Source organism: Bacillus sp. AFS018417 (assembly GCF_002560985.1).
Taxonomy (GTDB): Bacteria; Bacillota; Bacilli; order Bacillales; family Bacillaceae_G; genus Bacillus_A; species Bacillus_A rhizoplanae.
Genome location: NZ_NTTM01000034.1, coordinates 1 through 13,553 on the forward strand (window position 1 = coordinate 1; position 13,553 = coordinate 13,553).

Below are 13,553 nucleotides of genomic sequence, written 5' to 3' on the forward strand. Positions count from 1 at the left end.
CTCTGTTGCATCAGCGACTCCTAGAATATTACACCCTTTTATGTTAAACGTCAATATGTTTTTCTAAGAAAATATAAAAAGGTTTATTTATTACAATAAATCTTTTTATCATGAGACTGTCTCAATTTACCCTGCTACTCGCGGGCAGTAATAAAGCCCTCCACTATTGATAGAAGTTTTGATTTATTTTTCTTATATAATTTTTAAAAGAAACTATAAATCAAATAATTACATAGTAAATACAAATCCCCCATAATAAACGTAAGCGGTGTCCAGAACTCATGTAACTCATTTTTCTCTTTTCCATACTCTCTCAGTTCTTCTGCCATATACTTTCTCCATACTTTTATTATAAAAACTCCCAAAGATGCAAAAAAGGACTAGGCATCCCCTCCTAGTCCTTTCAAAAAACCCCTTTTATTGACGAACGTAGACAAAATAAAGTACGAATAAAACTCCCATTACATACATAATTGGATGAATCTCTTTACGACGACCGCTTACAACCATTGTAATTGGATAAAAGATAAAACCAATCGCAATCCCTGTTGCAATACTATATGTGAGCGGCATTGTAATAATTGTAAAAAATGCCGGTACTGCAGTTTCGAATTTCTTCCAATCAATTTCTGCTAATGATGATACCATCAGAATCCCTACAATAATTAAAGCCGGTGCCGTTACAGCTGGTGTTACTACACTTAATAATGGCGAAAAGAAAAGTGCTAATAAGAAAAATCCTGCTGTTACAACTGCTGTAAATCCAGAACGTCCTCCAGCTGCTACCCCTGCAGAGGATTCAATATAAGACGTCGTTGTAGATGTACCAAGTATTGCTCCGATTACAGTTGCAATCGCATCAGAGATTAATGCTCTTCCTGCACGTGGTAATTTATTATCTTTCATTAAGCCCGCTTGATTCGCAACTGCAACAAGTGTTCCTGCTGTATCAAAGAAATCAATAAAGAAAAAAGTTAAAATAACAACAAACATTTTAGGAGTGAAAATATCACCAATATGTTGAAGAGCAACTCCAAATGTCGGCTCCAAACTTGGTACAGAACCAATAACTGCTTTTGGTGTATCAATTAATCCTGTCACTACACCAGCAATTGCTGTAAGAACCATCCCAAAAAATACTGCTCCATTAACTTTTCTTGTCATTAAAATAACAGTTATAACTACACCGAAAATCGTAAGTAATGTTGTTCCTTTTGTTAAGTCCCCTAAACCAACAAGTACAGCATCATTATTCACAATAATTCCAGCATTTTGAAAGCCAATAAACGCGATAAACAATCCAATCCCTGCGGCCACTGCAAATTTCAACTCTACTGGAATTGCGTTAATAATTTTTTCACGAATGCCGGAAGCTGTAAGAATGATAAAAAGGATACCTGATACTAATGTCCCAGCAATCGCTGTTTGCCACGGAATCTGCATTGTCAATAGAACTGTGTAAGCAAAGAAAGCATTAATTCCCATTCCCGGTGCTAATGCGATTGGATATTTTGCAAAAATCCCCATAATTAGTGATCCAATTGCTGCTGCTAAAGCAGTTGCAACAAACACTGCACCTGCGTCCATTCCTGTTCCTGCCGGTAGTCCCTTAATGTGCCCTAACGACAACGTAGCAGGATTGACAAATAACACATACGCCATAGATAAAAATGTTGTTAACCCTGCAATGAACTCTGTTTTATAATTTGTTCCGAGCTCATCGAACTGAAAGTAACGTTTCATTCTATGTTTCCCCCGTTATATGATTGCTCGTCGTAATCCTTCCTAGCCCCTCTTTTATCCACAAAAATAAAAAAGGCTTCCATTGCATATACATGGAAGCGTCTGTAAACAAAGATAATTATCCCTTATCTTTATATTAAAACGCCTCGTAGTCAAGCCATTTACGGTAGCTAGGTAGAAACTTTCGGGCCATATTCCCGATATTATACGACGGCTGTAATATTCACTTTTATTATTAATTACATACTCATATTAACTTATATGCATCCAAATGTCAATTGAAAAACGAACGTTTTTTATTCAAAATCAAATTTCGTTCGTGTAAAAATAAAAAAAGACGATCCATCTACACATCAAAGTATAGATGGATCGTCTTTTATATCATGAAATTCACTTTATTCCCACTCAATTGTTGCTGGTGGCTTACTTGTTATATCATACACGATACGGTTCACGTGTTTTACTTCGTTTACGATACGTACAGAGATTTTCTCTAATACGTCCCAAGGAATACGTGCCCAGTCTGCTGTCATACCATCAATAGATGTTACAGCACGAATACCTACTGTGTAATCATACGTACGCTCGTCACCCATAACACCTACGCTGCGCATGCCAGGAAGTGCAGTGAAATATTGCCAAACTTCACGGTCTAAACCAGCTTTTTTGATTTCTTCACGTAAAATCGCATCAGATTCACGAACGATTTCTAGTTTTTCTTCTGTAATTTCACCTAATACACGAATACCAAGTCCTGGACCTGGGAATGGTTGACGCCATACGATTTCATCTGGAATCCCTAGTTCAGATCCTAACTCACGTACTTCATCTTTAAATAATGTATTTAATGGTTCAATTAATTTGAATTGCATATCTTCTGGAAGTCCACCAACGTTATGATGAGACTTAATTGTTTGTGCAGTTGCTGTACCACTTTCAATAATATCAGTGTACAGTGTACCTTGTGCTAAGAAGTCCATTCCTTCTAATCTAGATGCTTCATCATCGAATACATAAATAAATTCGTTACCGATGATTTTGCGTTTTTGTTCTGGATCTTCAACGCCTTTTAATTTGCTCATGAAGCGTTCTTGCGCATCCACTTTAATAACGTTCATGTGGAAGCCTTCACTAAATGTTTTCATAACCCCTTCAGCTTCTCCTTTACGAAGTAAGCCGTGGTCAACGAAAATACATGTTAGTTGATCACCGATTGCTTTATGAATTAATACAGCTACAACAGAAGAGTCTACACCGCCGCTAAGTGCGCATAGTACTTTTTTGTCGCCAACTGTTTCACGAATCTTTTCTAATTCTACTTCAATGAAGTTCTCCATATTCCAGCCTTCAGTACAACCACAAACACCGAATACAAAGTTTTTAATTAAATCATTACCGTGCTCAGAGTGACGTACTTCCGGATGGAATTGTACTCCGTATAAGTTTTGTGCTTCATTGCTCATACCAGCAATTGGACAAGATTCACTTGTTGCATCTACTACAAAACCTTCTGGTAAGCCCGTTACTAAGTCGCCATGGCTCATCCAAACAACTTGTTCTTCTGGAAGATTTGTATATAATTTCGATTGATTCTCTACTTTTAATACTGCTTTTCCGTACTCACGATGGTCTGCACGTTCTACTTTTCCACCAAAGTGCTTTGTCATTAATTGCATGCCGTAGCAAATACCGAAGATCGGTAAGCCTAAGTCAAAGATTTTTTCGTCACAGTGGAATGCACTTTCGCCATATACACTGTTTGGTCCACCAGAGAAGATAATTCCTTTTGGATTCATCGCTTTAATTTCTTCTGCTGTAATTGTATGCGGATGAAGTTCACTATACACGCCAAACTCACGAATGCGACGTGCAATTAACTGGTTGTACTGACTTCCAAAATCTAAAACGATAATCGTATCGTGCTGTTTCTTCAAAATAATCACCCCATAGTTCTGTATATAAACATTTTCACCAATTTGGTAAAAACAATTACCAATATAATAAAAAAGCCAGTCCCCTGCCCTCAGTCTCATAACAAAGAAAAGGCAGGAGCCTAGCTTTATAAAGGAATTTTCTCCTTATAAACATAGACACGCTGCCTTCATAGTCAGGTCGTTTACGGTAACCCGGTAGAGACTCTCAATCCATATCATTGAGGATATATGAAGGAATACTTTATATTATCTTCCTAGATTCTAACAATGAAGTATGAATACGGTCAAGAGAGAAAGCGACAAAATTCTACAGAAATTATTTTCCTGTATAGAGAAACTTCCTTCAACCCCAGCTTCACTAACAGTTATTCGAACGAGTCAACATCTTATAGATAGTTTCCCGAAACACCTATCTTTTTTATCCCGCATTAACGGGCAGTAAGCCTCCCACCTCAAGTTTTAGAGAGAAGCGAGGTAGATAGGCGGGGGACAACTGCCCGTAAAAGCCCGATTGGTTCAACTAACCATCAGTGGGGATGAAAAAAAACCACTGATGGAAGTTTCACTTTATATTTTACTGCTTATAGAACAAAAAACATCCATCTCTATAAAGAGATGGATGTTTCGCGGCGCATGAAATTACATCATGCCGCCCATACCGCCCATGCCCATGCCGCCCATGTCAGGCATTCCAGCAGCACCAGCTGGTTCTGGTTTGTCAGCAACAACTGCTTCAGTTGTTAAGAACATTGCTGCAACAGATGCTGCGTTTTGAAGAGCAGAACGAGTTACTTTCGTTGGATCTACGATACCAGACTCAAGCATGTTTACCCACTCGCCTGTTGCTGCGTTGAAACCAACGCCTACTTTTTCACCTTTTAAGCGTTCTACAACAACAGAACCTTCTAAACCAGCGTTGATTGCGATTTGACGAACTGGCTCTTCTAATGCGCGAAGTACGATGTTAATACCTGTTGCTTCGTCACCTTCAGCTGCAATACCAGCTACTTTAGCATATACGTTCATAAGTGCAGTACCACCACCTGCTACAATACCTTCTTCTACTGCTGCACGAGTTGAGTTAAGTGCATCTTCAATGCGAAGTTTGCGCTCTTTCAATTCAGTTTCAGTTGCTGCACCTACTTTAATTACAGCTACGCCACCTGCTAGTTTAGCAAGACGCTCTTGTAATTTTTCACGATCGAACTCAGAAGTTGTTTCTTCTAACTGCGCACGAATTTGACCAATGCGAGCTTCGATTTGTTCTGTATTTCCTACACCTTCAACAATTGTTGTATTTTCTTTCGTTACAACAATTTTGCTAGCACGTCCTAAAGATGCGATAGTTGCAGATTTTAAGTCGCGGCCTAATTCTTCTGTAATTACTTCACCGCCAGTTAAGATAGCGATATCTTCTAGCATCGCTTTACGACGATCACCAAAGCCAGGAGCTTTAACAGCTACTACGTTGAATGTACCACGAAGTTTATTTACTACTAATGTAGCTAACGCTTCGCCTTCTACGTCTTCAGAGATGATAAGAAGTGGTTTACCTTGTTGTACCACTTGCTCTAATACTGGTAAGATTTCTTGAATGCTAGAAACCTTTTTATCAGTAATTAAGATAAATGGGTTATCAAGAACAGCTTCCATTTTATCAGAATCAGTAATCATGTAAGGAGAAGCATATCCACGGTCGAACTGCATACCTTCTACTACATCTAATTCTGTTGTGAATCCTTTAGATTCTTCTAATGTAATAACGCCGTCGTTACCAACACGCTCCATTGCTTCTGCAATTAATTGTCCTACTTCTTCGTCAGCAGCAGAAATAGCAGCTACTTGTGCGATAGAAGATTTACCTTCGATTGGTTTAGAAATCGTTTTTAATTCTTCAATTGCTGCTACAGTAGCTTTTTCAATACCTTTACGAAGACCCATTGGGTTCGCACCAGCTGTTACGTTCTTTAAACCTTCACGAATCATTGCTTGTGCTAATACAGTTGCAGTTGTCGTTCCATCACCAGCTACATCATTTGTTTTGCTAGCAACTTCTGCTACTAGTTTTGCACCCATGTTTTCAAATGCATCTTCTAATTCGATTTCTTTTGCAATTGTTACACCGTCATTTGTAATAAGCGGAGAACCGAATTTTTTCTCAAGTACAACGTTACGACCTTTTGGTCCAAGCGTAACTTTTACTGCGTTTGCAAGAGTGTCGACACCGCGAAGCATCGAACGACGTGCTTCTTCACTAAATTTAATATCTTTTGCCATAATATTTGACCCCCTTGAATTTTTAAAGATTTATATAATTAACTGATAACTGCTAAAATGTCGCTTTCACGTAAAATTAAGTATTCTGCACCTTCGTATTTTACTTCAGTACCTGCATATTTTGAGAAGATAATACGATCGCCTACAGCTAACTCTAAAGCAACACGCTCACCATTTTCAAGCACACGACCAGTACCAACTGCCACTACCTTACCTTCTTGTGGTTTTTCTTTTGCAGTGTCTGGTAATACGATACCACTTGCTGTTTTTTCTTCTGCTTGAACAAGTTCAATTACAACGCGATCACCTAATGGCTTTAGCATGAACAATAACCTCCTCAATTTACTATGTAAATTTTATGTTTATTAGCACTCAAACACTTCGAGTGCTAACACACTTATTATAATAAAGAATCTCATTTTCTTTTGCAAGTGAAAAAACGTAATTTTTCGGAAAACTATTTTACATCCTCTTCAGTCTTTCCATAAGCTTCTCTTCTTTACCTGATGGGTAGCGCAATAATATAAATCCTTGACTTCATGGAAGATCGGCACTGATAGAAGATTCTATTTGATATTCCATCGTTTTTCCCTCTTCTCCTATGTTACAATAAGAAGATGCCATAAGTTGTTTTCTCTATGGATAGAGCATTTTCCTTTTTCATTACAAAAAATTTAAAAAGGAGTTACGAAATTGAAGAGACAATACTGGTGGGTTGTTGTTACATATATTTTAATGCAATTATCAGGTGTAATTGGAGGGTGGCTCCTTTTAAAAAGCGGAATATACAACAATGGAAACAGGAGCTTTCAAGAAGAGGTTCAATTGGCAACTGCACATTGGGGAATAATTAGCTTCTTTGTTGCTCTTATTATTATCCTTTTGATATTACGCAACGATACACAATCAGAAAAATGGGATCGGGAAAAAACAAACATTCCCGCTACAATAGGATGGATTATTTTGGGGGTTTTTCTTGCTTTATTTGCCCAAGTAATTGCTGGCACAATTGAAACACAAATTTTTAAAGTTAAACCTGAATCTGAAAATACACAAAACATTATCGAGATTATAAAAGCTGCTCCATTATTTATGATTGTTTCTTCTATATTCGCTCCCATTCTTGAAGAAATTGTATTTAGAAAGATTCTATTTGGAACACTATATAAACGATATAACTTCTTTATCGCAGCAATTGTGAGTTCACTTATATTTGCTTTAATTCATTTTGACCCTACACATTTATTAGTGTATATTTCCATGGGGCTTGTTTTTTCATTTTTATATGTAAAAACAAAACGGATTATTGTACCTATTATGGCTCATGTTATGATGAATACAAATGTTATGTTAATTACATTTGTACTTCACCCATACATAGAAAAAGCTGAAAAATTGCAAGGATTCATCGGAGGATTTTAAACATGCGAACTTCACCATTTGTTATGGCAACTTTGTATTTTCTTCTTGGGTGTATTTTTACATACTTAGCAATTACAAGTGTTGAAGATACAATTTGGAACTTTTATACAATATTACTCGCTATAATGGCAACAGTCGATTTTAATTTGGCACTTCGCCTTCTTTTTTCTAAACCGAAAAAAGGTAGTATGAAGAAATAATAAAAACGCAGGGAATTCCTGCGTTTTTATTGTGGGTAATTTTTTAAAAAGTACACAAGCGTTTGTAATTCTACCGCTAAATCGATATGATGAATTCGAATATGTTCTAATATATTTAACCTAGCAGGTGTAAAGTTTAAAACACCTTGTATACCAGTATGCGATAAGCGATCTGCTACAGCTTGTGCAACAGAAGCAGGTACTGTTAATATTGCCACTTTTATATCATCGGATAATTTCTCTTCTAATTCATCCAGATGATATACTGGAATTCCTCCGATTTCTTTTCCAACTTTCTCTTCATCAACGTCAAATGCCATCTCAATTTTTGTATTATTATTTTTCGTAAAATTGTAATGTAAGAAAGCTGTCCCTAAATTACCTACCCCTATTAGTGCTACACGCGTTACATCATCTTGATCAAGTGTTTCGCGGAAAAACGACAATAAATAATTTACGTTATAGCCGTATCCCTTTTTCCCTAATGCCCCAAAGTATGAAAAATCTCTTCGAATCGTCGCCGAATCCACTTTCACCGCTTCACTTAATTCTGCAGATGATACGCGTTGCTTACCAGATAACGATAAGTTTTGGATAAATCGATAGTATAGAGGCAATCTTTTGGCAGTCGCCTGCGGAATTTTAGGCTGCTCCATGCAACCCCCTCCTCTCTTCCTATCTGTTCAAGTGATTGAAACATGTACGGAAGTTTAGCATTGAAAGTTTTCCCTGTATAATAGAGAGAGAACTTCTCTATTATGTTCAACTATACACTATTTTTAGTATGATTGAGAAATATAATCATGGCAAAGTTAAGAAATTATTTGAGGTGAAAACATTGATTCTACTACAAGTGAATAACCTTTCCAAGTTATACGCCGCTGAAGTGATTCTTTCAAACATTAAGTTAGAGGTACAGACGCGTGATCGCATTGCACTTGTCGGCCGTAACGGCGCTGGAAAGTCTACATTATTAAAGATTATTGCGGGAGAACTGTCCCATGACAGTGGAGAAATTATTAAACCGAAAGATGTATCTATCGGTTACTTAGCACAGCACACTGGTCTTGAAACATCATTAACCATTTGGGATGAAATGCTAACGGTATTTCTCGACTTGCAACGCATGGAGAAAGAACTCCGAAGGCTAGAACAAGAAATGGGGAAAGAAGAAAATTTCACAAATGTCACTGTACACGAAAGATTGTTAGCAGAGTATGATCGCCTGCAATTAGATTATAAAAATAAAGGCGGCTACCAATACGAAGCTGATATTCGCTCTGTTTTAAGCGGACTTGGCTTTCCTTCTGAGACACACGGAACTACAATCTCCACTTTAAGTGGTGGGCAAAAAACCCGTTTAGCTCTTGGCAAATTATTATTAACAAAACCAGATTTGCTTATTTTGGATGAGCCAACCAACCATTTAGATATCGATACATTAACGTGGCTGGAACAATATTTACAAGGCTATCCTGGTGCTATTTTAATCGTTTCACACGATCGATACTTTCTAGATAAACTCGTAACACAGGTGTATGAAATCTCTAATAAACAAAGTCGAAAATACACGGGGAACTACAGTAAGTATTTAGAACTTAAAGCATCGCTATACGAACAAGAGATGAAGCGTTATGAGAAACAGCAAGAAGAAGTCACAAAGTTACAAGACTTCATTCAAAAAAATATCGCCCGCGCTTCCACAACAAAACGGGCACAAAGTCGCCAAAAACAATTAAATCGTATGGAGCTTATGACAAAACCACTCGGTGATACAAAATCTGCTTCTTTCCACTTTGATATCGATAGGCAAAGTGGAAATGATGTACTACAAGTAAAAAATATCACAATTGGTTATAATAACGAGCCAATCATTGAGCACATTCATTTCCAATTAACGAGAGGTGATAGTGTTGCACTTGTAGGTCCAAATGGAATCGGAAAATCCACTTTATTAAAATCTCTTGTGGATAAACTTCGTCCTTTAAACGGCAGTTTTTCATTCGGCTCTAACGTTTCTATTGGATATTATGACCAAGAACAAGCAAACTTAACATCATCAAAACGCGTATTAGATGAACTTTGGGATGATTACCCGCTACAACCAGAAAAAGAAATCCGCACAGTACTTGGAAACTTTTTATTTTCTGGTGATGATGTTTTAAAGCCAGTCTCTTCTTTAAGTGGTGGACAAAAAGCACGTTTAGCTCTTGCAAAACTTATGATGCAAAAATCAAATGTGCTTATTTTAGATGAACCGACAAACCATTTAGACTTAAGTAGTAAAGAAATATTAGAAAATGCTCTTATTGATTTTCCAGGAACTATTTTATTTGTTTCTCATGACCGCTATTTCATTAATCGCATCGCCACAAAAGTTATTGAATTGTCAACAGACGGGGCAGCGGAATATCTAGGCGATTACGATTATTATATAGAAAAGAAAAATGAAATGTTAGAACGGGCAGAACTTGAAGAACAAGAAACGAATAAACCTGCACAAAAACAAGTGGCGCAAGAAAAATTAAATTATATTGAAGAAAAAGAACGTAAAAAGCAAGAGCGCCAACGTACGCGTAGAATTGAGGAATTAGAAGAAAACATTGCTGCAATGGAAGAGCAAATCGCTACATTAGAAGAACAACTTTGTCTGCCTGAAGTATATGCTGATTACGAAAGAGCAAGTGATATTACAGCAGAAAAACAAACACTACAAGAACAATTAGAAGCATGTATGGAAGAATGGGAAGAATTACAAATATAAAAAATAAAAAGGTTAGCAGTTACGCTGACCTTTTTATTTATCCACAGTGTTATTCACACATTCAATTTTATATTATCAAGCTAAATATTAATTTTTCCACATTATCCACAAATAAAATAATATTTACCCACAGTTTATACTCACAAAAAAACCTATATTATCAACAGATAATATAGGTTTTATCCACAGGTTGTGGTTAATTATGTGTATAAAGTGAAACTTTCATCTGTGGCCCCACTAACATTTAACTAAACTTATCTTCTTTAACGAGAGTCGAAAATTCAGTGTCTCATTAAACGCGGAATAACTATGATTCAATATCCAAGCCAGGATTTGCATTTAATGCTAATGTTGCCCTCTTTCCTTGCTCATATGCAATCGTACCAGCTGCAGCAATCATAGCAGCGTTATCTGTGCATAAAGATAACGGTGGAATAATAAGCTCTATATCGTTTTTATTTGCAAACTCCTCTTCTAGTCGAGCCCGCAATCCTTTATTTGCTGCAACTCCTCCAGCAAGAAGCACTTGCTTCACGCCATACTCCTCCGCTGCTCGTACTGCTTTTGTTACTAACACATCAATTACACTTGCCTGAAAACTTGCAGCTAAATCTTCAGGTGTTAGTTCTTCTCCGCGCTGCTTTGCGTTATGCACAGTGTTAATAACTGCGGATTTTAAACCACTAAAACTAAAATCATAAGAATCTGGTTCCAGCCATGCACGAGGCAGATCGATTGTCGGCTCTCCTTCATGGGCAAGACGATCAATGTGCGGTCCACCTGGATATGGCAATGATAACGTACGTGCCACCTTGTCGTATGCTTCTCCTGCAGCATCATCTCTTGTTTCGCCAATTACTTCAAATGAACCATGCTCTTTCATATAAACAAGCTCTGTATGTCCACCAGATACAACGAGAGACAATAATGGAAACTGCAGTTCCTGTACTAAGCGATTTGCATAAATATGACCAGCAATATGATGCATGCCAACCAACGGGATACCATGTGCAAAAGCTACCGCTTTTGCTGCATTCACACCAATTAACAATGCCCCAACAAGGCCTGGCCCCTCTGTAACAGCAATTGCATCAATATCTTCAAACGTAATTTGCGCTTCTTTTAACGCTTCTTCTAATACAACCGTTATTTGTTCCACATGGTGACGAGATGCAATTTCCGGAACAACCCCGCCAAAACGTTTATGACTTTCAATTTGCGAAGCTACAATGTTCGCTAAAATTTCTCGTCCATTTTTCACAACTGCTACAGCTGTTTCATCACAGCTTGTTTCAATACCCAGTATAATTGTATCTTTTTTCATCATAAGTTCACCCACATTACAAGACCATCTTCATAATTGTCTGTATAGTATCTTTTGCGAATTCCGCCATTTTGAAAACCAAATTTCCGATATAACTTTTTTGCAACTTCATTTGAAACACGCACTTCAAGTGTCATCGTATTTGCTCCAAGAGCTCTCGCTTTGTTCATTACTTCTTGTAATAACACTTCTCCGAGCCTTTGACCACGGTATTGTGGTAATACCGCAATGTTCGTAATATGTGATTCATCAAGAACGACCCAAAGTCCGCAATAACCTAGAATTCCTTCCTCTGTTTCCAGTACAACGTAGTGTGCATACTCATTCATTTTTAATTCTCGTTCAAATGCTTCGGCAGTCCAAGGAGTCGCAAATGAAGCTTCTTCAATCGCAACAATTTGCGGAATATCCTCTTCCTTCATATTTCTAAATGTAATGTTCATTCATAAAACCCCTATTTCGTTTGACTTTCTAACCATTTTGCCTCTGCTTCTGCCAAACGAAGGTAACTTGGAACGAATGTATGCACAGATTGCTCTTCTTTCTGTAAGCCCAAGAAAGCTAATTCACTTGGGCGTGGATTATGTTTCGTCAGCGGGGCAAATACTGCTTGATCTCCTAAGTGTTCTACAATTGTATCTTTATGCTGTTCTACATCATTTCCGATAAATAAAATAGGTTGTCCTATCTCTTTTAACATTTGTAACCAATCGGCAATGAGAATAATACGATCCTCTTTCACAGATTGCAACTTTTGTTCTCTATATGTATACAATCCCGTATAAATTTGCTGACGACGACCATCAAATAACGGACAAATATACCCTGGGAAATTTATTCCGTTTGCTGCCAGCACTTCTAAACTTGATACACCAACAATCGGAATTTGCAATGACCAAGCTAATGTTTTTGCTACTGTTACACCAATACGAACACCTGTATAAGAGCCTGGACCAGCTGCTACAACGATTTTATTTAATTCTTTTGGTTTCACATTACATTCTTGTAAAAGTTGCTCTACTGCTGGCATTAGACGCACAGAGTGATTTTTTGTTAAATTTGTAATGATTTCTCCCACAACCATATTTCCATCAATAAGAGAAACTCCCATTACATAGTTAGAAGTATCAATTGCTAGTACTTTCATTTTGTAATAGCTCCTCACATAATCTAATATAACGTTCTCCGCTCGGCTCTAATACAATTTTTCTTGTACTATCCCCCGTGTGGAATAAACTGATTTTTAAAAGTGAAAGTGGTAAAAAAGACTCTATTAAATGCGCCCACTCCACCACTGTTACACCTTGACCATAAAAATATTCATCAAACCCTAAATCTTCTTCGCTCTCCGCTAGGCGGTATACATCCATATGATAAAGCGGTAATCGTCCTTTGTATTCTTTAATAATATTGAACGTTGGGCTATTCACAACACGTTTTACACCAAGACCTTTTGCAAGACCTTTTGTAAATGTTGTCTTACCTGCACCTAAGTCTCCTTCTAAAATCAAAACATCCTGCGCCTGAACTAATTGTCCAAGCTTTTCTGATAAATTCTGCGTTTCTTCTGAAGACATTGTTGTTATTTCATATTTATTCAAAGGTTTCACCTACCTTACTGTTAGTATTCCCTGCTCTTTATTATACAGATTTTTTATTTTTGTTTCAGTTTCGATTATATAAAAAAGACCTTAGGAGTTGTCCTAAGGATAAGATTGACTGTCTTATAAGTTTAATTAGAGTAAATAAAAAAACACGAAACATATTGTTTCGTTCTTTATATTATATAAGTGGCGGTCCCGACCGGGGTCGAACCGGCGATCTCCTGCGTGACAGGCAGGCATGTTAACCACTACACCACGGGACCATTTGGTTGCGGGGACAGGATT

13 protein-coding genes, 1 tRNA gene and 2 riboswitches are annotated in these 13,553 nt (G+C 37.3%); of the genes, 3 read left to right on the forward strand and 11 right to left on the reverse strand.

The features are described 5' to 3' along the window. Positions 1 to 203: 203 nt before the first annotated feature. The 5 genes from CN326_RS25110 to groES all read right to left on the reverse strand — a co-directional run bounded on the left by CN326_RS25110 (position 204) and on the right by groES (position 6,277). Positions 204 to 329, reverse strand: a complete 126-nt coding sequence (locus tag CN326_RS25110; protein WP_255258135.1) for a hypothetical protein — start codon at positions 327 to 329, stop codon at positions 204 to 206. 88 nt (positions 330 to 417) lie between these two features. After that, positions 418 to 1,743 (reverse strand): NCS2 family permease, encoded by a 1,326-nt coding sequence (locus CN326_RS14815; RefSeq protein ID WP_098309777.1) that lies wholly within the window; start codon positions 1,741 to 1,743, stop codon positions 418 to 420. Between the two features lie 129 nt (positions 1,744 to 1,872). Next, a riboswitch (purine riboswitch) is annotated at positions 1,873 to 1,975 on the reverse strand. 163 nt (positions 1,976 to 2,138) lie between these two features. Beyond that, positions 2,139 to 3,677 carry a glutamine-hydrolyzing GMP synthase gene (gene guaA, locus CN326_RS14820; protein ID WP_141525054.1) on the reverse strand — a complete coding sequence of 513 codons (1,539 nt, stop codon included), beginning with the start codon at positions 3,675 to 3,677 and terminating at the stop codon, positions 2,139 to 2,141. Positions 3,678 to 3,827: 150 nt separating this feature from the next. Continuing rightward, positions 3,828 to 3,929: riboswitch (purine riboswitch) on the reverse strand. Positions 3,930 to 4,316: 387 nt separating this feature from the next. Then, entirely contained in the window at positions 4,317 to 5,954 is a 1,638-nt protein-coding gene (groL, locus tag CN326_RS14825; protein ID WP_098309779.1) for a chaperonin GroEL, read from the reverse strand. Between the two features lie 38 nt (positions 5,955 to 5,992). Further along, a complete protein-coding gene (gene groES, locus CN326_RS14830; protein WP_098309780.1) occupies positions 5,993 to 6,277 on the reverse strand; it encodes a co-chaperone GroES in 285 nt (94 codons plus the stop codon). Positions 6,278 to 6,647: 370 nt separating this feature from the next. Here groES and CN326_RS14835 point away from each other — a divergent pair, with 370 nt between their 5' ends. After that, positions 6,648 to 7,376 carry a CPBP family intramembrane glutamic endopeptidase gene (locus tag CN326_RS14835; protein ID WP_098309781.1) on the forward strand — a complete coding sequence of 243 codons (729 nt, stop codon included), beginning with the start codon at positions 6,648 to 6,650 and terminating at the stop codon, positions 7,374 to 7,376. A gap of 2 nt (positions 7,377 to 7,378) precedes the next feature. Next, on the forward strand, positions 7,379 to 7,576 hold the full coding sequence (locus tag CN326_RS14840; RefSeq protein WP_098309782.1) for a YdiK family protein: 198 nt from the start codon (positions 7,379 to 7,381) through the stop codon (positions 7,574 to 7,576). Between the two features lie 26 nt (positions 7,577 to 7,602). Here the strand turns inward: CN326_RS14840 and CN326_RS14845 are convergent, their stop codons facing one another. Next, a complete protein-coding gene (locus CN326_RS14845; protein WP_098309783.1) occupies positions 7,603 to 8,232 on the reverse strand; it encodes a redox-sensing transcriptional repressor Rex in 630 nt (209 codons plus the stop codon). A gap of 182 nt (positions 8,233 to 8,414) precedes the next feature. On the opposite strand from CN326_RS14845, the gene CN326_RS14850 reads away from it, so the two are divergent. Then, positions 8,415 to 10,340 (forward strand): ABC-F family ATP-binding cassette domain-containing protein, encoded by a 1,926-nt coding sequence (locus CN326_RS14850; RefSeq protein WP_218007850.1) that lies wholly within the window; start codon positions 8,415 to 8,417, stop codon positions 10,338 to 10,340. 307 nt (positions 10,341 to 10,647) lie between these two features. Here the strand turns inward: CN326_RS14850 and tsaD are convergent, their stop codons facing one another. The 5 genes from tsaD to CN326_RS14875 all read right to left on the reverse strand — a co-directional run bounded on the left by tsaD (position 10,648) and on the right by CN326_RS14875 (position 13,531). Then, positions 10,648 to 11,664: a tRNA (adenosine(37)-N6)-threonylcarbamoyltransferase complex transferase subunit TsaD gene (gene tsaD / locus CN326_RS14855; RefSeq protein WP_098309785.1), complete on the reverse strand. Its 1,017-nt coding sequence runs from the start codon at positions 11,662 to 11,664 to the stop codon at positions 10,648 to 10,650. Further along, entirely contained in the window at positions 11,664 to 12,107 is a 444-nt protein-coding gene (rimI, locus tag CN326_RS14860; RefSeq protein ID WP_098309786.1) for a ribosomal protein S18-alanine N-acetyltransferase, read from the reverse strand. Before rimI ends, tsaD begins: the two co-directional genes overlap by 1 nt. Positions 12,108 to 12,118: 11 nt before the next feature. Further along, positions 12,119 to 12,811, reverse strand: a complete 693-nt coding sequence (tsaB, locus tag CN326_RS14865) for a tRNA (adenosine(37)-N6)-threonylcarbamoyltransferase complex dimerization subunit type 1 TsaB (RefSeq protein ID WP_098309787.1) — start codon at positions 12,809 to 12,811, stop codon at positions 12,119 to 12,121. Next, complete coding sequence (tsaE, locus tag CN326_RS14870; RefSeq protein ID WP_098309788.1) at positions 12,792 to 13,265, reverse strand: tRNA (adenosine(37)-N6)-threonylcarbamoyltransferase complex ATPase subunit type 1 TsaE; 474 nt, start codon at positions 13,263 to 13,265, stop codon at positions 12,792 to 12,794. The genes tsaB and tsaE overlap by 20 nt, the downstream gene beginning before the upstream one ends. 190 nt (positions 13,266 to 13,455) lie before the next feature. Continuing rightward, positions 13,456 to 13,531 (reverse strand) — tRNA-Asp (locus CN326_RS14875). Between the last annotated feature and the right edge of the window lie 22 nt (positions 13,532 to 13,553).